The sequence below is a fragment of the Kribbella sp. genome, assembly GCF_035655035.1.
Taxonomy (GTDB): Bacteria; Actinomycetota; Actinomycetes; order Propionibacteriales; family Kribbellaceae; genus Kribbella.
Window position 1 is genome coordinate 1 of sequence record NZ_DASRVN010000436.1, and the last position, 21,441, is coordinate 21,441.

Consider the following 21,441-nt stretch of genomic DNA (forward strand, 5'->3'; position numbering starts at 1 on the left):
CGCCTCGACGAGGGCGAGGTCGACGCCGCCGTAGCCGGCATCCCGAGCCGCCTCCCCCAGACCCTGATCACCCGCACAGTCGCCGTCACCGACCTGGTCCTGGTCAGATCCCGCACCACACTCTCCGACCACCCATCCACCCGTCCACCCGACAGTCCGCTCGGGGGGCCGTTTGTGGTGCCGGCGCGGGGACTGGTTCGGGAGGCGGCGTTCCGGTGGTTCCGGAAAACGGGGGTCAGGCCAACGATCGCGGCGGAACCCGACGGCCACGAAGCGCTGCTCGCCCTGGTGGCGCTGGGCTGCGGCGTCGGCGTCGTACCGCGACTGGTGCTCGAATCGTCCGCGGTCCGCGATCAGCTGGAAGAGCTGCCGGCCGAGCTCGACCCGCTCACGATCGGGCTTTGCGCGCGCCGCGCCGACCTGCACCGGCCTTTGGTCGCGGCGCTCTGGGCGCTGCGACCGTAGCGCCCGGCGACAGCTTCGCCGGGACCAGCTGCGGCGGCAGCGGATCGGCCCCCTCGAGCTGCCGGATCAGCGCCTCCGTCCCGAGCTGACCCAGCTCCGGACCCGGCGTACGCATCATCGTCAGCTCCGGATCCGTCATCGCCGCGGTCTCCGGCACCATCAGCAGCGACAGCACCGACACCTCCCCCGGTACGTCGTACCCGGCCCGCTTGAGCCCCGACACCACCCCGAGCGCGGCATACTCGTTCAGCACCAGCACCGCCGTCGTCTCCAGGTACTCCCCGAGCAACCGCTCCACCGCGGCCTTCCCCGCCGACGTCGTGTCCGAGCACGGCAGCACCACAACCGGAAGCCCGTACGCCGCCGCCACCCGCCGGTACGCCACGTCGATCCGCACCCACGGCCCGTACGCGTGGAACCGCGGATCGTTCAGATCGCCCGAGATCAAGGCGAGTTGCCGATGCCCGTGCTCGTACAGGTACCGGACCGCCTCCTCGACCGTGGTGTCGAAGTCGATGTCCACGTGCGACAACCCGGCCGGCTCCGTCGTCCGCCCGATCAGCGCGAACGGCGTCGCGGACTTCCGCAGTACGTCGATCCGCGGGTCGTCGAGCTGCACCTCCATCAGTACGACGCCGTCGACCAGGCCCTGCCCGAGCAGCTCCCGGAGCTCGACGCCGTCGTTGCCGACCGGCCACAGCACCAGGTGATAGTCCTCCTTGCGCGCCGCCTCGGCCGCGCTGGTGAAGAACTCCGCGGTGGACATCCCGAACTTGTGCTCGAGCGCCGGGTACGCCATCGCGATGATGTGCGTACGCCGGGACGCCAGCGCGCGGGCGACCATGTTCCGGCGGTACCCGAGGTCGAGCATCGCCTGCTCGATCCGGGCCCGGGTCGCGGCGGTCACCGGCTTGGTGTCGTTGAGCAGGAACGAGACGGTGGCGATCGAGACCCCGGCCCGCTGAGCGACGTCCTTCATCGTGACCATCGATCGACCCCCTCCGAACTCTTGACAGCGGTGTGACCTACGGAACATAGTCCTTCAACACCTCAGTTAAGCGGTTTACCGCCAAATCCACAAGCAACTCCCTCCGCCCCTCGTCCATCGGTTAAACGCTTTGAAGGAGTCCGATGTCATGATCAGCAAGCGGATCGCCGCCGCGCTGGCGGGTGCGACGACGGTGTCGCTCCTGCTGGGCGCCTGCGGCAACAACGGCGGCAGCCAGGCGGCCGGCTCCGGCGCCAGCGTGAAGAGCCTCACGATCCTGGACTACTACAACAACGAACCGGACAAATCCCTGGTACAGAAGGGACTCGACGGCTGCGCCTCGCAGCTCGGCATCACGATCCAGCGGGAGACGGTGCCTGGTGACACCTTGATCCAGAAGGTGCTGCAGCAGGCGTCCTCGAAGACGCTGCCGGACGTACTGATGCTCGACAACCCCGACGTCCAGCAGATCGCCGCGACCGGCGCGCTCGCGCCCCTGAACGACCTGGGCCTGAACGCGGACGGCGTCATCAAGGGCATGGTCGACGCGACGTCGTACCAGGGCAAGCTCTACGGGCTGGCGCCGGTGACCAACACGATCGCGCTGTTCTACAACAAGGACATGCTGGCCGAGGCCGGCGTACAACCCCCGAAGACCTGGGACGAGCTGAAGGCCGCGGCCAAGAAGCTCACCAAGCCGGGCCGGTACGGGATGGCTTTCAACGCGAACGCGACGTACGAGGGGTCCTGGCAGTTCCTGCCGGCGATGTGGACCAACGGCGGGGACGAGACCAACCTGAACAGCCCGCAGGTGGCGGAAGCCCTGCAGTTGTGGGTGGATCTGGTGAAGTCGGGGTCCGCGTCGAAGAGCGTGATCAACTGGACCCAGGGCGACGTGAACGACCAGTTCATCGCCGGCAAGGCCGCGATGATGGTCAACGGGCCGTGGCAGATCCCGGCGCTGAACAAGAATCCCAAGATCAAGTGGGACGTGGTCAAGTTCCCGGTGAACAAGCCGGACCAGACACCGGTCGCGCCGCTCGGTGGTGAGGCCTGGACGGTCCCGCTGAACAAGGACCAGGCCAAGCAGCAGAAGGCGGCCGACTTCGTGAAGTGCCTGAACTCGGACGCGAACGAGCTGGCCTGGGCGAAGGCCCGGTTCACGATCCCGACCCGTACGTCGCTGCTCGACGAGTACGTCAAGCAGGTGCCGTCGATGAAGGCGTTCGCCGAGCAGGTCAAGACCGCCCGCTCGCGGACCGGCAAGCTCGGTGACAAGTGGCCGGACGCCGCGAAGGTGATCTACCAGGCGATCCAGCTGGGGCTGACCGGCAAGGCCACGGCGCAGGACGCCTTCAAGCAGGCCTCCGGCGGCTGATCGGCGATGGCGACGCTCACACGTACGACGCGTACCAGTACGGTCGGCCGCGCGAAGGTGCGCGGCCGGTTCCACCGGGGCGAGAGCCTGACCAAGGTGCTGTTCGTGTTGCCGGCCGCGGTGGCGATGCTCGCGCTGTTCGGCTACCCGGTGGTCAAGAACCTGCTGATGAGCCTGCAGGACTACGGGTTGAAGACGTTCTTCACCGGCGTCGCGCCGTGGGTCGGCCTGCAGAACTACCGCACGGTCGTGACCGACAAGCTGTTCTCGGACGCGATGCTGAACACCGCGTTGTTCACGGTCGGCTCGATCGCCTTCCAGTTCGCGATCGGGCTCGGGCTCGCGCTCTTCTTCCGAAACCGTTTTCCGTTGAGCGGCGTGCTCCGGTCGCTGTTGCTGCTGCCCTGGCTGCTGCCGCTGATCGTGTCCAGCGCGACCTGGCGCTCGATCCTCGAGCAGGACAGCGGCATCCTGAACCGGACGCTGCTGGGCCTGCACATCGTCAGCGACCCGGTGCCGTGGCTGAACTCGCCGTCCGTCGCGCTGATCGCGGTGATCGGCGTGAACATCTGGATCGGCATCCCGTTCAACGTCACCCTGCTGTACTCCGGGCTCTCGGAGATCCCCGAGGAGCTCTACGAGGCCGGCCAACTGGACGGCGCGACCGGGTGGCGCGCGTTCCGGTACATCACCTGGCCGAACCTGCGGTCGGTGGCGAGCGTGCTGCTGATGCTCGGGGTCGTCTACACGATCAAGGTCCTGGACATCATCCTCGGCCTCACCGGCGGCGGCCCGGCGAACGCGACCCAGACGCTGGCGACCCAGTCCTACCAGAAGTCCTTCGTGGAGTTCCGGTTCGGCCAGGGCGCGGCATTGTCCAACATCCTGATCGCGATCTCGTTCGTCTTCGCGATCTTCTACCTGCGCGGCACCCGTCGCGCGGCCGACGAGTAGGAGGGGCACGATGCGACGTACGGCGTACACCGTCATCGGGGTGCTGATCCTCTGCGTGATGCTGTTCCCGGTCTACTGGATGCTGAACGCCTCGCTGCAACCGTCCGGAAACACGCTGACCGCGGGCTTCCTGCCCTTACATCCAACGTTTTCCGGGTACAAACGCGCGCTCGACGAGCAGGGCGGAAACCTGGTCACCAGCATGATCATCGCGGCCGGAACGGTGGTGCTCAGCCTGGCGATCGCGACACCGTGTGCGTACGCGCTCTCGCAGTTCCGGTCTCGCTGGGTGTCGGTCGGGCTGCTGGCGATCCTGATCTCGCAGATGATCCCCGGCATCGTGATCGCGAACGCGCTCTACACGGCGTACGAACGGATCGGGCTGCTGAACTCGATCCCGGGCCTGATCATCGCGAACTGCGCCAGCGGGATCCCGTTCGCGATCCTGATCCTGCGGTCGTTCATGCTCTCGCTGCCGCCGTCGCTGGTGGAGGCCGCGCGGGTGGACGGCGCCGGGCTGTTCCGGGCGTTCGTGGCGATCGTGCTGCCGATCAGCCGGAACTCGCTGATCACCGCCGGCCTGTTCAGTTTCCTGTTTTCCTGGAGCGATTTCCTGTTCGCGCTGACGCTGACCACGAAGGGTGGCGTCCGCCCGGTGACGCTCGGGATCTACCAGTACCTCGGCACCCAGGTGCAGAACTGGAACGCGGTGATGGCGACCGCGGTGCTCTCGGCGATCCCGGCCATCGTGCTGCTGATCGCCGCGCAGAAGTACATCGCCGCCGGCGCCATCGGCGGAGCCGTCAAATGAGACCATTGGGGATACCAACGATGAACGTACTTGTCTGGGGCGAGAACCGGCACGAGCAGGTCGAGCCGCACGTCCGGGAGATCTATCCCGACGGCATGCACTCGACGATCGCCGCCGGGATCGCCGAGAACCTGCCCGACGTCAAGGTCTCCACCACGACGCTGGACGAGCCCGAGCACGGCCTCACCGAGGAGGTGCTGGCCGACACCGACGTACTGGTCTGGTGGGGTCACGCCGCGCACGGCGAGGTCGACGACAAGGTGGTCGAGCGCGTGTACCAGCACGTGCTGTCCGGGATGGGCCTGGTGGTCCTGCACTCCGGCCACTGGTCGAAGATCTTCGGCAAGCTGATGGGCACCACCTGCACGCTCCGCTGGCGCAGCGAGCGGGACCGCGAGCTGGTCTGGACGGTCAACCCCACGCATCCGATCGCCCAGGGCGTGCCGCACCCGATCGAGATCGAGCAGCAGGAGATGTACGGCGAGTTCTTCGACATCCCGGTACCGGACGAGCTGATCTTCGTGTCCTCGTTCTCCGGCGGCGAGGTGTTCCGCTCCGGCTGCACGTTCCGCCGCGGGCACGGCAAGATCTTCTACTTCTCCCCCGGCGACCAGGACTACCCGGTGTACCACCACAAGGACGTCCGTAAAGTGATCGCGAACGGCGTCGCCTGGGCCCGCACCGACCTGCCGAAGCGGGAACTGCCGACGCTGCTGCGCTACGAAACCGACGATTTCTTCAACGGACACGGGTACACCGGACCCATCGAGGAGCCTGCCGATGCCTGAACCCCTACGCCTGCTGCAGGTCGGAGCCGGCGGGATGGGCCGCGCCTGGCTGCGCACCATCGCAGCCAACCCCGACGTCGTACTGGCCGGCCTGGTCGACCTCGACGTCTCCGTGGCCCGGGCCGCCGCCGACGAACACGGCCACCCCGACGTACCGGTCGCGGCCTCGATCGACGAACTTGCCGTTGATTTCGAGGCGATCATCGACGTGACCGTCCCGGCAGCACATCCGAAGATCAGCGTAGAAGGCTTGCTGCGCGGAGTCCCCGTACTGTGCGAGAAACCGCTGGCCGAGACGGTCCGCGAGTGTTTGCAGATGGCAGCCGCGTCCGAGGTGAGCGGCCAACTGCTGATGGTGTCGCAGTCCCGCCGGTACTTCCGGGCCGTCGACGCGTTCCAGCGCCAGCTCGCCGAGCTGGGGCCGATCGGGACGCTGACCTGCGAGTTCTACAAGGCCCCGCACTTCAGCGGGTTCCGCGAACGGATGGCCGAGCCGCTGCTCGTCGACATGGCGATCCATCAGTTCGACCTGTCCCGCAAGCTGATCGGGTCCGAACCGGTGTCGGTGTACTGCGACTCGTACAACCCGCCCTGGAGCTGGTTCGACGGCAACGCGGCGGCGTCCGCGATCTTCACCTACGCCGACGGCACCCGGTTCACGTTCGCCGGCAGCTGGTGCGCCCCGGGCCTCGAAACCTCCTGGAACGGCCTGTGGCGGGCCAGCACCCCAGGCGGTACGGCGACCTGGGACGGCGACCACGCTCCCGTCGCCGAACCCGGCGTACCGGCACCCCTGGGCGAAGAACCCGAGGAGATCGCCGGCTCCCTGGCGGAGTTCGTCAACGCCGTCCGTACGTCGACCACGCCGCAGTCCGAGGTCCACTCGAACGTGATCAGCCTCGCCATGGTCGAAGCCGCCGTACGCTCGGCGAACACCGGCGTACCGGTCCGCATCACCGACATCATCACCGACGCCTACACCGAGGCCCTCTCAACCACCCAGAACCCAGACCTACTGGCCACCCTGAAGTCCTGGCCGAGCCCGCTTGCAGCGGTCGGCCTGCCCTAGCCACCCCGGTGGATGCAGGGGCGTGCGTGGAGGTCAGGGCTCGGCACGCACGCCTCTGCGCTCGGGGGGACCTACTCGGCATCAAGCCATTCGGCGCCGGCGGCGTCTCGGTGGTAGCCGTGGTGATAGCCGAGGACGCAGACGCTCCCGGTCTCGGGGTTTGCGCCGTCGCAAGGTTCCGCCCGCGACGGCCGGAGCGTCGGCCACGCGCTGCTGGGCGATGCTTCAACCTGATTGAGTGACTCATTTTGACTCACAAGACTCGAGGATGATTGCCTCACATGCGTCCTGTCAAGTGAGAGAAGGACGTGTTGACCGCAGACTGCGCATCTGCCATCGTTGACGAGCCGACTCATTTCGAATCATCGGAGGCGAGATGCGACTCATCCATCGTGCAGGCCCGTGCGACAACGGTCCCTGCCCCAACGTGTTCGACACCGACGACGGCACGCTTGTAGCGGTTCAGGGTGCGCAGTTGGTTGATACCGACGCACTGGCTCAGCTGGACCAGATGCCGGCCCACGAGACCGTCGTACTGGTGCCTCGAGAGCTGCTGCTGGAGTACGCCAAGCAGGCTGGTGACGGAGCCGCCGTGTGAACTTCGAAGACTTCGACGCCTACTTCGATCGATTCACCACCGACGTGTTCCGTCTGGAGAACCTTCAGAGCTACGCGGTCTCGGAAGAAGACGCACGGCTTAAGGCCTTCCGTGACGGCACCGCCCGACCCGAACGTTCAGTGCGGACCGAGCCGTGGCTGGCTCGGATCGCCACAACAACTGTCGCGGGCAAGAGCTGGGAGCGAGTCCACGTCGTCGACCACCCGCTGTCTGAGTACCTTCGATACGAGCTTGTCGGGTACGTCGAGTCGCAGGCGGCCGGCGAGCGCATCCTGATCGCGGACCGCACCGTCGACGAGGCCTTGTCCGAGCTCGGGGAGGACTTCTGGTTGTTCGATGCCGACTCGCCGGATGCGTACGTCGTACTGATGCACTACGACGAGGCCGGGCATTTCGTAGGCTTCGACCACACGACGGATCCCGCCGTACTGGAGCGTTGCCGGAAGGAACGCGAGCTCGTACGACGGCATGCGATCGACCTCAACAGCTACCTGGCCGAGCAGAAGGCAGACCTGTAACTGCGTGCGTACTCCGGATCGAACTCCCCGAACTCCGCGGCAGCAGATCGGCGCGGAGCTCCGACGCCTGCGGACGATGGCCGGCGTGAGCGGACGCCAACTGGCTCAACGGACCGGTCTCAGCCAGTCGCGGGTCAGCCGGATCGAGCGCGGTGACGCACTCGCCTCGATTCCCGAGCTGACGCTGTGGCTGGAGCAGTCCCGTGCGTCCGACCGGCTCGATCAGATGGTCGCGGCGACCGAGGCGGCACTGAACCAGACCGACGCGTGGCACGAGTTCGCGCAGGAAGTCAGCTTTGCCGAGATGCAGGAACAGGTCCGGAACCGCGAGCAAGCAGCACGAACCCAGTTGGTGTTCCTGTCGTCGCTGGTTCCTGGGCTGCTGCAGACGGCCGAGTACGCGCGGCTTGTCTTCATCGCGTCGGATCTGGCTGGTGGGCAGGACTATGCGGCGGCCGTGCAGCGTCGGCTTGATCGGCAGCAGATTCTCTACGACCAGTCGCACACGTTCGAGTTCATCCTCACCGAGGCGGCCCTCAGATGGCGACCCGGACCACGCGAGCTGATGGTTGCGCAGCTGGACCGGATCGCCAGCGTTGCCACGCTCAGCAACGTGACCATCGGCGTCGTTCCGCTGGACGTCGAAGCGCACGCGATTCCGTGGCACGGGTTCACTCTGAACGAGGACGTCGACGACGGTCAGCCGTTCGTACAGGTCGAGACGATGCATGCCTACCTGACGGTCGAACGGCCGGAGGACGTGGACGTCTACCGCCGGCAGTACGCCGTACTGCGGGAGTCGGCCCTCGTCGGGCAGCAGCTCGGGGACTTCCTGAGCTCGGTCCGCGCCGGGCTTCAGGGGTAAACGAAAGGTGCGCCGGATTTTTCCGGCGCACCTTTCAGAGCTTCAGCGAAGTGGCGACGACGTCGGCCAGCGAGTGGGCTATCTCGTGGGCGGTGTCGGAGGACTCGGCCTCGACCATGACCCGGACCAGCGGCTCGGTGCCGGAGGGGCGGAGGAGGACGCGGCCGGCGTCGCCCAGGCGGGTGATTGCCTCGGTGACGGCGGTCTGGACGGCCGGGTCGGTGCCGGCCCGGGACTTGTCGACGTTCTTGACGTTGACGAGGACCTGCGGGAGGCGGGTCATCGCGCCGGCCAGGTCGGCGAGGGTCTTGCCGGTCTGGGCCACCCGGGCGAGCAGGTTGATCGCCGTCAGGGTGCCGTCGCCGGTGGTGGCGTGGTCGGAAAGGATCACGTGCCCGGACTGCTCGCCGCCGAGCTTGTGGCCGCCGGCCTTCATCGCCTCCAGCACGTACCGGTCGCCGACCTTGGTCTGCTCGACCGCGATCCGCTCCCGGACCATCGCCTGGACGAAGCCCAGGTTGCTCATCACGGTCGCCACGACGGTGTCGTTCGACAGCCGGCCGCTGTCCCGCATCGCCAGTGCCAGCACCGCGAGGATCTGGTCGCCGTCGACGAGCTCGCCGTTCGCGTCCACCGCCAGGCAGCGGTCCGCGTCGCCGTCGAGCGCGATGCCGACGTCGGCCCGGTGCCCGACCACCTCGCGCTGCAGGCCCTCGATGTGCGTGGACCCGCAGTTCAGGTTGATGTTCAGGCCGTCCGGCGCGGCGGCGACCGTGATCACCTCGGCGCCCAGCCGGCGGAGCGCCTCCGGAGCGGTCTCCGAAGCGGCGCCGTTCGCGCAGTCGATGACGACCTTCAGCCCGTCGAACCGGTTCGGCGCTGAGCGGACCAGGTGCGCGACGTACGTCTCGAAGCCCTGGCCGTCGTCGGTCACGCGTCCGACCGACGCGCCGGTCGGACGCTGCCACTCCTCGCCCATCCGGGCCTCGATGGCGTCCTCGATCACGTCGTCGAGCTTGATCCCGCCGCGGGCCAGGAACTTGATGCCGTTGTCCGGCATCGGGTTGTGGCTCGCGGACAGCATCACGCCGAGGTCGGCGCCGGTCGAACCGGTCAGGTACGCGACGGCCGGGGTCGGCAGTACGCCGAGCCGGACGACGTCGACGCCGGCGCTGGCCAGACCGGCCACCACCGCCGCCTCCAGGAACTCACCACTGGCACGCGGATCCCGCCCTACAACGGCGCGTGGCCGGTGCCCTTCGAAGGCACCGGCCTCGCCGAGTACGTGAGCTGCCGCGACCGAGAGGTCGAGCGCCAGCTCCGCGGTCAGGTCCACGTTCGCCAGGCCACGGACTCCGTCCGTGCCGAACAAACGCCCCATCAGATGATCAGCGCTTGCTGTACTGAGGCGCCTTACGGGCCTTCTTGAGACCGGCCTTCTTGCGCTCCTTGATCCGCGCGTCGCGGGTGAGCAGACCGGCCTTCTTCAGACCCGGGCGGTTGGCCTCGAGGTCCGCCGCGTTCAGGCAGCGGGCCACGCCGAGCTGCAGCGCACCGGCCTGGCCGGTGATGCCGCCGCCGTTGATCCGGGCGATCACGTCGTACGAACCCTCGAGGCCCGCGACGACGAACGGCTCGTTCACGTGCTGCTGGTGCACCTTGTTCGGGAAGTAGACGTCAAGGTCCTTGCCGTTGATCTTCCACTTGCCGGTGCCCGGGACGATCCGCACGCGGGCGACGGCCTCCTTGCGGCGACCAGTGGCGCCGGCCGGGTTGATGACCGCGACCCGACCCGTCTCGGCGCGCTGCTCCGGAGCCGGGTTGGTCTCGGAGGTGTAGGCGACCGGGCCCTCGCTGTCGATGGGGACCTCGGGGTCGAACTCTTCGGTCTCGGTGGTGATGTCGCTCACGCTGTGAATCCTCGTTTACCTGGTTCGTCGATCGCTTACTGGGCGATCTGGGTGATCTCGAACGGCTTCGGCTGCTGGGCCGTGTGCGGGTGCTCCGGACCGGCGTACACCTTCAGCTTGGTGAGCAGCTTCCGGCTCAGGCGGTTCTTCGGGAGCATGCCCCAGACGGCCTTCTCCACGGCCTTGCGCGGGTCCTTGTCGAGGATCTCGCCGATCGGCGTGGCGGTCAGACCACCCGGGTGACCCGAGTGGCGGTAGGCCAGCTTGTCGGTCCGCTTGGTGCCGGACAGCGCCACCTTGGAGGCGTTGACGACGACGACGAAGTCCCCGCCGTCCACGTGCGGCGCGAACGTCGGCTTGTGCTTGCCGCGCAGCAGGGTGGCGATCTGGACGGCGAGCCGACCGAGCGTGACGTCGGTGGCGTCGATCACGTGCCACTCACGGGTGACGTCAGCAGGCTTCGGGCTGTACGTGCGCACGGTCGTTGACCTTCGTTTCTCAGAGATTGAACAAAACTGGACGTCGGCGAGCGGTCAGCCGACAAGACATGAGCCTGTACTGGACCTGAAACGCACAACAGCAGCCCAGAATACCGGCGACGGCCCACGCGGGTCAAAGTGAGGTGACCCGCCGAACCGACCCCGGCTTGGAACGAGCTGAGGACCGCACTAGTTTAGCGGTGAAGATTGCAGTCCAGACCCGCGTCCCGCCGGCTGATCTACCCTCATTCATCCAGGCGATGACGCCAGCTTCCGAAGAGGGCATCGTGACCGAACAGTCGCTCACCGTCCGGGACAACCGGACCGGCAAGGACTACGACCTTGCCATCACCGATGGCACCATCCGTGCCGCAGATCTCAAGCAGATCAGTGCAACCGACGGCGACGGTGGCCTGGCCACCTACGACCCGGGCTTCGTCAACACCGCCTCGACCCGGTCGTCCGTCACCTTCATCGACGGCGACAAGGGCATCCTGGAGTACCGCGGGTACCCGATCGAGCAGCTCGCCGAGCAGTCCAACTACCTCGAGGTCGCGTACCTGCTGGTGAACGGCGCGCTGCCGAACAAGGCGGAGTACGAGGCCTGGGCGCACGACGTGACGTATCACACGTTCGTGCACGAGAACCTGAAGACCTTCATGCAGGGCTTCCGGTACGACGCGCACCCGATGGGCATGCTGCTCGCCTCGGTCGGCGCGCTGTCGACGTTCTACCCGGAGTCGCGGGAGATCTTCAACGAGGAGTCGCGGGCGCTGCAGATCCGCCGGCTGATCGCGAAGATGCCGACGCTGGGCGCGTTCGCGTTCCGGCACGCGCAGGGCAAGCCGTACGTCTACCCGGACAACGAGCTCAGCTACGCCGCGAACTTCCTGTCGATGCTGTTCAAGATGAGCGAGCCGAAGTACGCCGCCGACGACCGGCTGGTGCGCGCACTCGAGATCCTGTTCATCCTGCACGCCGATCACGAGCAGAACGCCTCCACCAACGCGGTCCGGGCGATCGGCTCGACCCAGGTCGACCCGTACAGCGCGGTCACCGGCGGTATCGCCGCCCTCTACGGCCCGCTGCACGGCGGCGCCAACGAGGCCGTGCTGAAGATGCTGCGCCGGATCGGCACCGTCGACAACGTGCCCGCGTTCATCGAGGGCGTGAAGAACGGCGAAGAGCGGCTGATGGGCTTCGGCCACCGGGTCTACAAGAACTACGACCCGCGCGCCAAGATCATCAAGAAGGCCGCCGACGACGTCTTCGAGGTCACCGGGATCAACCCGCTGCTGAAGATCGCCGTCGAGCTGGAGAAGATCGCGCTGGAGGACGAGTACTTCGTCTCCCGCAAGCTCTACCCGAACGTCGACTTCTACTCGGGCCTGATCTACGAGGCCCTGCAGTTCCCGCCGGAGATGTTCACCGTCCTGTTCGCGATCCCGCGCACCTCCGGCTGGCTCGCCCAGTGGCTCGAGATGCTCGGCGACACCGACCAGAAGATCGCCCGCCCCAAGCAGATCTACACCGGCGCCCGCGGCGTCCAGTACGTCCCCATGGGCGACCGCTGACCCACCCCGAACAGCCGCCGCGAAACCGACCGTTTCACGGCGGCTGTTTGCATTGGCTCACCTCTCAGCTTGCCCGTTGGTGGCTGCATGCAGGCCGGTAACCGGCCACTTCAGCGGTGAACCACTCAAACGCCGGCCCTCTGCTCAGCTTTTCGCGGCTGCGGTGGCCCGGGATTGGAGATGGCCCCGGGCGGGCTTGGTGCCTCGGTCCGGGGCCATCCGGCGCCTCTGCGGACTAGGACGTCGCCGGGGCGCCCGCCGGTTCCCGGAGGTGGGTGATGAGGTCTTCGAGCTGGCCGCGGGCGCGGATCATCGCGAGGTGGTCGAGGTAGTCGCGGGACTCGACGATCAGGCCGTCGCGGACGCGGAGGACGAAGATCGCCGGGACCCGGAACGGCGCGCCGGTGGCGAGGATCGTGCCGGCGTACTCGAACTCGGCGACGATCACCTCCGGGTCGGTCGTGTGGTGCACGCGGATGTTGTCCGGCTGGAAGCGCACCACCTCGGTGACCCGCGGGCCGACGCCGCCGAAGTGTTCGCGGAGTGCGTCCCGGCTGAGCAGCGGATGGTCGCCGTACGGGTGCATCGGGTGCCGGACGTCGGTCTGCTCGGCGTACAGCTCTGGGAGTACGGCGAAGTCGCGGTCGGCGACGCCGTGCACCAGTTTCAGGAAGACCTCTTCAGGAGTCATCGGATTCCTCACGGGAGTTAAGCGGAGTGATGACTATCAAATATATGGAGTCGTAACTTCGTTTACAACCGGAGCCGGACCGGCGGCGTCTTCTAGGCTGAGAGGCGACGGAGGGGAGCTGGGGTGCGGGCAGACGCGCGGGACAACCGGGCGAGAATCATGACGGCGGCGGACGACGTCTTCGGGCGCTCGCCGGGGGCGTCGACGGACGACGTGGCGAAGCTGGCCGGGGTCGGGATCGCGACGGTGTTCCGGCACTTCGCGACCAAGACCGAGCTGCTCGAGGCGGTCCTGACCCTGCGCCTGGAGCGGCTGCGGGACCGGGCGCTCGAGCTGGCCGGCAGCGCGGACCCGGGGGCGGCGTTCTACGAGTTCTTCACCCAGGTGGTGTCGGAGTCGGCATCCAAGCTGGCGATCGCCGAGGCGCTGACCGCGTCCGGCGCGGCGGCGGGCGAGGAGGCACGGGCGGCCGGGCACGGCATGCGGCAGGCATTCGACGGGCTGCTCACCGCGGCGCAGAAGGCCGGCGCGGTCCGTCTGGACGCCGGGTTCGCCGAGGTGTACGCGCTGCTGATCGGCGCGTCCCGCGGCGCCACCGCGGCCGGCCTCGCGCCCGACGTACGGGACCGGATGCTGGCGATCGTGTACGACGGCCTGAAGCCGCATTTGTGAGACGCCGCTGGCGATCGTGGTCACGCCTGCGCCGGATCACGGTCGCGGTCGTACTGGCGGCCGTCCTGCTGGTGGTCGCGCCGCTCGGGACGTACGCGATCTCGCTGCGCGTGCAGTACGCCGGCGACCCGGCCGCGGACGCCCGGACCCGGAACCAGGACGCGTTGTGGCTCGGCCACGCCTGGGTCGCCGGCCGCAAGACCGCCTCCGACGTGACCGCGCTGGCGGCCCGCCTGAGAAGCACCGGGATCCGTGATCTGTACGTGCACACCGGACCGCTGGAGCACGACGGATCGTTGCCGCTGGCAAAGGTTTCGCCGAAGGCGCGCTGGTTCGTCGAGGCGGTGCACGCGGCGGCGCCCGGTGTCCGGGTACAGGCGTGGCTCGGCGACGTCGTACAGCCCGGCAAGAATCCGGGGATGAACCTCGAGGACCCGGTGGTCCGCCAGCGGGTCGTCGACTCTGCGAAAGCCGTTCTGCAGCAGGGTTTCCAGGGCATCCACTACGACTTCGAGCCGGTCCGGTCCGGCTCGAAGGGCTACCTCGCCGTACTCGACGAGACACGCGCGCTCGGCACCACGCTGTCGGTGGCGGCAGCGCAGATCGACCCGCTCTGGTACCTGCACGCGATCCCGATCGAGAAGTGGTGGACCCAGGACTACTTCCGCCAGGTCGCCGAGCGGGTCAACCAGATTGCCGTGATGTCGTACGACACCGCAATGCCGCTGGAGTCCCTGTACGGGGGCTACGTCGCCAAGCAGACCCAGCTGGCGCTGGAGGTCACTCCCGCGAGCACTGACCTGCTGATGGGACTCCCTGCGTACTGGGAGAACAACGCCGCCCACTGGGGCCACGCGGAGACCGTCACAGCCGCAGTCCGCGGCGCCCGCCTCGGTCTGGGCAGTTCGAACCGTAAGAACTTCGGGCTGGCGCTGTACGTCGACTTTGCCGCCAGCGACGAGGACTGGGCCGCCTACCGCGACGGCTGGTGCCTCCGGCCCTAGAACGGACCCCAGCGGACCAGGACGAGCACCAGCGCACAGACGGCGACAAACACCGCGTTGACCAGCAGGATCGGGGCAGGCCGTCGCATGGCTTGCTGATCCGGCAGACCGGTGCGGGCGCGGAGCCGGAGCGTCTCGAACACGGCAGCGACCTTGGCCTGCTCGTTCTTGGCGATGCCGCCGATCTGGTGGTAGTCGTCGCCCGTTTGGAGGCTCACACCGTCGTCCTCAACCTCGACTGCGTCGAAAGACCGCCAGGGCACCCGCCGTTCCAGCAACGAGCCCCGGATCCACAGGTCGGTGGCCGTCGCGATGACTCGGTAGAACACCTGCATGCCGAGCCAGTACACGAGCTGAGCACCGATCACCACAGCCAGGAAGGCGCCGAACCACTCGTCCCAGGAAGCAAGCACACCGGCGGCAACCGGACCTGCGACCAGTAGCACGCCGAGCACCGGACGGGTCCACCACGGCGCTGGCTCCAGCGGCACCTGCCACGGCAGCGTCGGCACGGCCTGAGCAGGCTCCGGTGCGCGCTCAGCAGGTGGTTCTACCTCCCCGGACAGTCCCTCGGCCTTCTCCGTACGCCACGGCAGCCGACGCGGTGCCCGGAACGGGCTGAGCGGCCGTAGTACCTGGTCGCCGTACAGGATCGTGGGCCAACTCCCTTCGACCAGGTCACCGACCAGCAACGCCTCACCGCGGTACCGCCGCAGCGTCTTCGCCCACTCCCGCTTGAGCTTCGCCGGCACTTCATCCTCGTCGTCGTCCAGCGCAGAGAACGCATCCATCAGCCGTACGTCGCTGTCCTCGTCGTCGAGCCTCGTGTCCAGGAACCCCAGCAGTACTGCGTTGTCCGCCGAGCGGATCGCGAACGCCGAGGACGCGTCCGGCTCGATCCGTACCGGCAAGCCCTGCCCGCTCCACGACGTGCGCAGGTAGGTGCCGCGGAGGCGACGGTCCCGCAGTACGAACAGGAGCGCGAGTATCCCGGCGCCGAGTGCCACCGTGTACCAGTAGGTGTTGTCGGCGAGCTCTGCACGCAGCCGGATCCACTGCGGGTCAGCCGGGTCGACCAGGATCGGTACCTCCGTGCCCGCGGAGTAGTCGCCGATCACGGAGATCTTGTGGGTCTGGCCGCCGGCTAGGCGCAGCACGAGGTCCCCGTCGCTGTTGACGCCGTTTGAGACTGCTGTCTGCTCGACGGCACGACCTACGTGCACCTGTTCGCGATGGTCCTGCCAGCGCATAACGCCGAGCGCTGCAGCACCTACCAGCACCAGTGCGCCCGCAACGAGAAGCCGGCCGGTCAGACCGACACTCGCAGCGGCTGGCACCTGCACCGGTCGTCGTGGAGCTGCTGCTGCAAGCGACCGTTGCCTGCGACGGCTCATGAAGGCCCAGGTCAGCAGGACCGCGCAGAGCACGCCGTACGCGGTCCATGCGATCCGCGCTCCGGTTACGTCGTCGTACAGCAGCTCCAGGACCATGAACAGCAGCCCTGCCACGGCTGCGACGGTCGGCTGCCACCACGCCAGGACGAGCGCCGCGAAGCAGGCTGTCATAGCGAGCGAGAAGGTCCGGTCCGGTCCGCAGATCGTTGGGTCGTCCACCGAGCACGGCGCGACGTCGGTGATCAGCGACGCCGAGATCGCGCCGAACCACGCCAGCGGCAGCAGCCATCGGTAGATCCAGCTCGGAACGACGGTGCCGGCCCACCTGGCCGCGAGTTCTTCTGTCATCGGAGTCCCCCTCCACAGTGTGGGGAGAACTCTAAGGTCAACGGGCGCGGTCCACCCGGCCCTCGTCCCAGACGGGCTCGTCCGGCTCGTAGACGGAGCCGTCGGCGCCGAAGACGAGGTACCGGTCGAAGCCACGGGCGAACCAGCGGTCGTGGGTCACGGCGAGGACCGTGCCGTCAAAGGCGTCCAGGCCCTCCTCCAGAGCCTCCGCTGACTCGACGTCCAGGTTGTCGGTGGGCTCGTCGAGCAGGAGCAGCGTCGCGCCGGACAGCTCTAGCAGGAGGATCTGGAAACGCGCCTGCTGACCGCCTGACAGGCTGTCGAAGGTCTGCTCGGCCGCATGCGCCAGCTCGTACCTGTCCAGCTTCCGTGAGGCCAGCTCACGCCCCATGCCGTCACGGTGGTCGTCACCGCGGTGCAGGATCTCCAGCAACGTCTTACCCATCAGCTCCGGGTGCTCGTGCGTCTGCGCGAACCAGCCGGGCCGTACGCGCGCACCGAGCTTCGCGTTGCCCGTATGCGCCACAGGTGTGATCTGTACGTCCCCGATCGGCTGGTGCTCCACGTCCGGGTCAGAGCCGCCGGCAGCGAGCAGCCGGAGGAAGTGCGACTTCCCGGAGCCGTTTGACCCCAGTACGGCCACACGCTCGCCGTACCAGACCTCCAGGTCGAAGGACTTCATCAGCCCGGTCAGCTCGAGTGCGGTGCACACGACTGCCCTCTTACCGGTACGGCCGCCCGTCAGGCGCATGCTGACCTTCTGCTCGCGCGGCAGCGCCTGCGGCGGACCAGCCTCCTCGAACTTGCGCAGTCGCGTCTGCGAGGCCCGGTAGCGCGACGCCATGTCGGAGTTGTACGCCGCCTTCTGCTTGTACATCAGCATCTGTGCGCGCAGCTTGGCGTGCTCCTCGTCCCAGCGCTTCCGTAGCTCCTCGAAGCGTTCAAAACGGTGCTGCCGAGCCTCGTGGTACGTCGCGAACCCACCGCCGTGCGTCCACGCGTTGTTGCCGGCCGCACCGAGCTCTACCGTCACGATGCGAGTAGCGGTGTTAGCCAGCAGCTCCCGGTCGTGGCTGATGTACAGGACGGTCTTGTCCGACGTACGCAGCTGCTCCTCGAGCCACCGCTTCCCCGGTACGTCGAGGTAGTTGTCAGGCTCGTCCAGCAGCAACACCTGCTCCGGCCCGCGCAGCAACGCTTCCAGCACGAGGCGCTTCTGCTCGCCACCGGACAGGGTCTTCACCTCACGCCAGCGACAACGGTCGAACGGGATGCCCAACGCCGCCGTCGTACAGACGTCCCAGAGCACCTCGGCGTCGTACCCACCGACCTCGCCCCAGTCCGCCACCGCCTGCGCGTACCGGAGCTGGGTCTTCTCGTCGTCGGCCTCCATCATCGCCAGCTCGGCCTTGTCCAGCTTGGCCGCCGCCTCCCGGATCGCGTCCGGCGCGACCCCCAGCAACAGGTCCCGGACCGTCGACTCGTCCCGCACCGACCCGACGAACTGCCGCATCACCCCCAGCCCACCGGACCGCGAGATGCTGCCACTGTGCGGTTTCAGGTCACCCGCGATGATCCGCGTCAGCGTGGTCTTCCCGGACCCGTTCGCCCCGACCAGCGCGACCTTCGCCCCGTCCCCCACCCGAAACGTGATGTCGTCCAGCAACACCCGCCCGTCCGGCAACTCGTACCCGACACCGGCGACATCCACGTGACCCATCCCCCCAGTCTGACCGCAGGCACGCGGACAGGCGAACGGATATCGCGGACGGCCGATCTGGCAAGCTATGGCCATGCGGAGGTGCCGGAAGTGAGCGGGGAGGCCGACTTCGAGCGGGTGGACGCCGAAGTACGCGACCTGGCCCTCCGCCTCAACGGCGCCGACCCGGCGGTGCTCGCCGCCGAGAGCGCCCGGCTTCGCGGCCTCGCCGAACAGATCGAGGACGACCTCTGGCGCGGGCGGGCGATCTCCCGGGCCGAGCGGCTCCCGGTGCTGGCCGGTGGGCCGCAGGGCGGGAGCAGCGCCGAGTTCCGCTCCGCCGAGACGCTCGTCGCACAAGGCATGTCGCTGCAGACGCCCGTGCCCGAGCGCCTGAGCGAGCTGCGGCGCCTCAGCGAACAGGTCGCGGCCCTCGCCCAGCAGGCACCGCCCCGCGAGTCCGGAGCGATCCTGCGGATGAACAACACCTTGCTGCGGCTGATCTCCGGCCTCGAAACGGCCGATGACCACCGCTAAGACCGGTGCGGCGGTCGATCCGCGTTCCCCGGAGTACGCCTGGGTCCGGACGATCGTCGAGCTCGTCGAGAAGAACACGGGCCAGTCGAGCCGATGGAACGGCCAGCTGTACCTCGAGGAAGGTGACGCCCTCGGAACGGCGCACGCCGACGGCACCATGACCGTCAGCGACGCCAAGGTGCTGGAGCCGCTGCGGCGCGCGTTCGCCGGCGAGCAGCTGACCGACGCCGAGCAGTTCCAGCTCCGGGACGCGCTGGTCACCGTGACACACGAGAGCCTGCACCTGGCCGGGAACATCGGTCATGTCGACGAGCAGGGGCAGGTTCAGTACAGCAACGCCGACCTGGCACTCGAGGAAGGCATGACCGAGACCTGGTCGCAGCAGAACGTCGACCACGCGATCTACGCACTCGGGCTGGACCAGAAGTACCCGGCACTGGTGGATCAGGCGGCCGTGGATGCCTACCCGACGTTGCAGGCGGCCAGCAACAAGCTCGTCGCGGGCGTCGCCACGCTGAGCGGGCTACGCGAGACCGAGGTCGTCAAGCGGATGCAGGCGACACCGTGGCATCAACGGTTCGACGTACTGGCCGATGTGGTCGTCGAGCAGCGGATGGACAAGCTCAGCCCTGCCGACAAGGACAGTGTCCGCTCACAACTCGTGACGCCGCTCCGCGAGGAGTTCGGCAAGCTGATGGCGGTGCAAGGCGACCAGTCGCTGGACTACGCCACCAAGGCGGCACAGGGCAGCCAGATCGGGAACCAGGCGCTGACGTCGTTCAGCCTGGCGCTGAACAACGCCGAACTCAACCATGGCCGCACCACAGACCCCGGCGACCTCCAGTGGCCACCGCCGACCGCCGCCACTGCCTGGCAGCCGCCCAAACTCGCCTTCCCGTCCCCAGGCACCCAGGTCGCCGGCTCCCAGCCGCCCACAACCAACCAGTGGTCGCAGCCTGCACCTTCACAGCAACCGACCTGGCAACAGCCGACCCAACCACAACAACCAGCCCAACCGTGGCAACCACCAACACCACCCCAACACCCCCAGCCCGGGCAACAGCCGGCACCACCCCAACACCCCCAGCCGTGGCAACAGCCGGCACCTCCCCCGCAGCCTCAGCCCGGGCAACAGCCGGCGCCATCCCAACAGCCGCAGGTCTGGCAGCAGCCGGCCTACCCGCAGCAGGCACAGCCGCCCGTCGCACAGCCCAAACCTCAGCAACAGGCTTGGGGCCAGCAATCGCTCTATGCCCAGCCACAACCCCAGCAGACGTCGCAACAGCCTGCCCCTCAGCAACAGCCGTGGGGCCAGCTACAGCCGCAACACCCCCAGGGTCCGCAGCAGCCGGCCTACCCGCCCCAGGCACAGCCGCCCGTCGCACAGCCCACTCCTCAGCAGTCGTGGGGCCAGCAACAGCCTCAGCACCCTCAGGCGTCGCAGCAGCCTGTCTACCCCCCGCAGACCCCGCCGCCGGCCGTGCAGCCGACGCCGCAGCAAGCCTGGGGGCAGCAATCGCCGTACGCGCAACCACAACCCCAGCAGACCTGGCAGCAGCCTGTCCTTCAGCAGGCGTGGGGCCAGCAACAGCCACAGCACCCCCAGGCGTCGCAGCAGGCGATTGGGCAGCAACCCCAGACGCAGGTCTGGCAAGCACCGGCCGCACCCCAGCAGCCGCAGGCTGCACACCAGCCCGGCTACTCGCAGCAAGCGTGGGCCCAGCAGCCTCCGCCTGCACAGCCGCAACAGCCCGCAGGCCTGCCGAAGTACAGCCAACCGCAGCAGCCCGTAAGCCAGCAGCCGCAGTACGCCCAGCCCCAGCAACCCGCAGGCCAGCAACCACAGAACTGGCAGCAGCACTACCCGCAGCAGGCATATCAGCAGCCGGTGTACTCGCAACAGCCGCAGGTCGGGCAGCAGCCGCCGGTGCAGCAGCAGAACCCATACGCACAACCCAATGCGCAGCAGCCGTGGGCGCAGCAGCCGCAGTACGCCCAGCCACAACAGCCCGTCAGCCAGCAGTACGCCCAGCCGCAGCAGCTCGGAGGGCAGCAGCCGACCTACCCGCAGCAGGCGTATCAGCAGCCGGCGAACCCGCCGCAGCAGCCGGTGCACTCGCAACAGCCGCAGGTCGGGCAGCAGCAGCCGGCGCAACACCAGCAGCAGAACCCATACGCGCAACCCAGTGCGCAACAGGCGTGGGGGCAGCAGCCGCAGTACAACCAGCCACCGCATGCGGCCGGGCACCAGCAGCAGAACCCGTACGTGCAACCCGGTGCGCAGGAGGCGTGGGGGCAGGAGCCGCAGTACAACCAGCCGCCGCAGGCGGCCGGGCAGCAACAACAGCCGCAGTACTCGCAGCAGCAACCGCAGCCGTCAGCTGTGGCGCAGGGATGGGTGCAGCAATCGCCTTATGCACAACAGCAGGCAGCTGGGCAGCAGCAGTCGCCTTACGCGCAGGCGGCCGGGCAACAGTCGCCTTACGCACCACAGCAGGCGGCGCAGCAGTCGCCTTACGCACAGCAGCACGTGGCAGGGCAGCAGGGTCCCGGGCAGCAGGCGTGGCGGCAGGGTGGTGGGCAGGGGGAAGGTGTGGAGGATTTGCGGAGGTTTTTGGGGCAGGGTGAGGCCCGGTCCGCGGAGGCGGGGACTCAAGCTGGGGGCAACGTGCGTGATC

General features: G+C 68.0%; 20 protein-coding genes and 1 pseudogene. 14 read left to right on the top strand and 7 right to left on the bottom strand.

Annotation, left to right across the window (positions count from 1 at the left end; translation table 11 throughout):
* The coding region (locus VFF46_RS24010; RefSeq protein ID WP_325039453.1) for a LysR substrate-binding domain-containing protein at positions 1-465 on the top strand (465 nt) is incomplete at its 5' end.
* Here the strand turns inward: VFF46_RS24010 and VFF46_RS24015 are convergent.
* Positions 389-1,453 carry a LacI family DNA-binding transcriptional regulator gene (locus tag VFF46_RS24015; protein WP_325039454.1) on the bottom strand — a complete coding sequence of 355 codons (1,065 nt, stop codon included), beginning with the start codon at positions 1,451-1,453 and terminating at the stop codon, positions 389-391. The genes VFF46_RS24010 and VFF46_RS24015 overlap by 77 nt on opposite strands.
* Before the next feature lie 148 nt (positions 1,454-1,601).
* Between VFF46_RS24015 and VFF46_RS24020 the strand changes: the two genes are divergently transcribed.
* The 8 genes from VFF46_RS24020 to VFF46_RS24055 all read left to right on the top strand — a co-directional run bounded on the left by VFF46_RS24020 (position 1,602) and on the right by VFF46_RS24055 (position 8,455).
* Positions 1,602-2,831 (top strand): ABC transporter substrate-binding protein, encoded by a 1,230-nt coding sequence (locus tag VFF46_RS24020; protein WP_325039455.1) that lies wholly within the window; start codon positions 1,602-1,604, stop codon positions 2,829-2,831.
* Between the two features lie 6 nt (positions 2,832-2,837).
* Positions 2,838-3,785 carry a sugar ABC transporter permease gene (locus tag VFF46_RS24025; protein WP_325039456.1) on the top strand — a complete coding sequence of 316 codons (948 nt, stop codon included), beginning with the start codon at positions 2,838-2,840 and terminating at the stop codon, positions 3,783-3,785.
* A 10-nt stretch (positions 3,786-3,795) separates the two neighbouring features.
* A complete protein-coding gene (locus VFF46_RS24030; RefSeq protein WP_325039457.1) occupies positions 3,796-4,596 on the top strand; it encodes a carbohydrate ABC transporter permease in 801 nt (266 codons plus the stop codon).
* A gap of 20 nt (positions 4,597-4,616) precedes the next feature.
* A complete protein-coding gene (locus tag VFF46_RS24035; protein WP_325039458.1) occupies positions 4,617-5,384 on the top strand; it encodes a ThuA domain-containing protein in 768 nt (255 codons plus the stop codon).
* Positions 5,377-6,453, top strand: coding sequence for a Gfo/Idh/MocA family oxidoreductase (locus tag VFF46_RS24040; protein WP_325039459.1), 1,077 nt, complete (start codon positions 5,377-5,379; stop codon positions 6,451-6,453). The genes VFF46_RS24035 and VFF46_RS24040 overlap by 8 nt, the downstream gene beginning before the upstream one ends.
* A gap of 376 nt (positions 6,454-6,829) precedes the next feature.
* Positions 6,830-7,051 (top strand): hypothetical protein, encoded by a 222-nt coding sequence (locus VFF46_RS24045; RefSeq protein WP_325039460.1) that lies wholly within the window; start codon positions 6,830-6,832, stop codon positions 7,049-7,051.
* Entirely contained in the window at positions 7,048-7,590 is a 543-nt protein-coding gene (locus tag VFF46_RS24050) for a DUF6879 family protein (RefSeq protein ID WP_325039461.1), read from the top strand. The genes VFF46_RS24045 and VFF46_RS24050 overlap by 4 nt, the downstream gene beginning before the upstream one ends.
* Complete coding sequence (locus VFF46_RS24055) at positions 7,541-8,455, top strand: helix-turn-helix transcriptional regulator (protein WP_325039462.1); 915 nt, start codon at positions 7,541-7,543, stop codon at positions 8,453-8,455. The genes VFF46_RS24050 and VFF46_RS24055 overlap by 50 nt, the downstream gene beginning before the upstream one ends.
* 34 nt (positions 8,456-8,489) lie before the next feature.
* Here the strand turns inward: VFF46_RS24055 and glmM are convergent, their stop codons facing one another.
* From glmM to rplM, 3 genes are read right to left on the bottom strand one after another with little or no spacing between them, the layout of a single operon-like run.
* Positions 8,490-9,836, bottom strand: a complete 1,347-nt coding sequence (gene glmM, locus VFF46_RS24060; protein WP_325039463.1) for a phosphoglucosamine mutase — start codon at positions 9,834-9,836, stop codon at positions 8,490-8,492.
* A gap of 7 nt (positions 9,837-9,843) precedes the next feature.
* Positions 9,844-10,365: a 30S ribosomal protein S9 gene (gene rpsI / locus VFF46_RS24065; protein WP_141854750.1), complete on the bottom strand. Its 522-nt coding sequence runs from the start codon at positions 10,363-10,365 to the stop codon at positions 9,844-9,846.
* A 35-nt stretch (positions 10,366-10,400) separates the two neighbouring features.
* On the bottom strand, positions 10,401-10,844 hold the full coding sequence (rplM, locus tag VFF46_RS24070; protein ID WP_131286311.1) for a 50S ribosomal protein L13: 444 nt from the start codon (positions 10,842-10,844) through the stop codon (positions 10,401-10,403).
* 287 nt (positions 10,845-11,131) lie between these two features.
* Between rplM and VFF46_RS24075 the strand changes: the two genes are divergently transcribed.
* A complete protein-coding gene (locus VFF46_RS24075; RefSeq protein ID WP_325039464.1) occupies positions 11,132-12,418 on the top strand; it encodes a citrate synthase in 1,287 nt (428 codons plus the stop codon).
* Positions 12,419-12,653: 235 nt separating this feature from the next.
* On the opposite strand, the gene VFF46_RS24080 is transcribed toward VFF46_RS24075, so the two are convergent.
* A complete protein-coding gene (locus tag VFF46_RS24080; RefSeq protein ID WP_325039465.1) occupies positions 12,654-13,109 on the bottom strand; it encodes a nuclear transport factor 2 family protein in 456 nt (151 codons plus the stop codon).
* A 123-nt stretch (positions 13,110-13,232) separates the two neighbouring features.
* Here VFF46_RS24080 and VFF46_RS24085 point away from each other — a divergent pair, with 123 nt between their 5' ends.
* Complete coding sequence (locus tag VFF46_RS24085; RefSeq protein WP_325039466.1) at positions 13,233-13,781, top strand: TetR/AcrR family transcriptional regulator; 549 nt, start codon at positions 13,233-13,235, stop codon at positions 13,779-13,781.
* Positions 13,778-14,785 (top strand): hypothetical protein, encoded by a 1,008-nt coding sequence (locus VFF46_RS24090; RefSeq protein ID WP_325039467.1) that lies wholly within the window; start codon positions 13,778-13,780, stop codon positions 14,783-14,785. The genes VFF46_RS24085 and VFF46_RS24090 overlap by 4 nt, the downstream gene beginning before the upstream one ends.
* On the opposite strand, the gene VFF46_RS24095 is transcribed toward VFF46_RS24090, so the two are convergent.
* Together VFF46_RS24095 and VFF46_RS24100 are read right to left on the bottom strand one after the other, a co-directional pair.
* Complete coding sequence (locus VFF46_RS24095) at positions 14,782-16,527, bottom strand: hypothetical protein (protein ID WP_325039468.1); 1,746 nt, start codon at positions 16,525-16,527, stop codon at positions 14,782-14,784. The genes VFF46_RS24090 and VFF46_RS24095 overlap by 4 nt on opposite strands.
* A gap of 37 nt (positions 16,528-16,564) precedes the next feature.
* Positions 16,565-18,247 carry an ABC-F family ATP-binding cassette domain-containing protein gene (locus tag VFF46_RS24100; protein ID WP_325039469.1) on the bottom strand — a complete coding sequence of 561 codons (1,683 nt, stop codon included), beginning with the start codon at positions 18,245-18,247 and terminating at the stop codon, positions 16,565-16,567.
* 90 nt (positions 18,248-18,337) lie between these two features.
* Between VFF46_RS24100 and VFF46_RS24105 the strand changes: the two genes are divergently transcribed.
* Entirely contained in the window at positions 18,338-18,763 is a 426-nt protein-coding gene (locus VFF46_RS24105) for a hypothetical protein (protein ID WP_325039470.1), read from the top strand.
* Positions 18,750-21,441 (top strand): annotated as a pseudogene (locus tag VFF46_RS24110) (hypothetical protein); the annotation flags it as partial. The gene VFF46_RS24105 and the pseudogene VFF46_RS24110, both read left to right, overlap by 14 nt.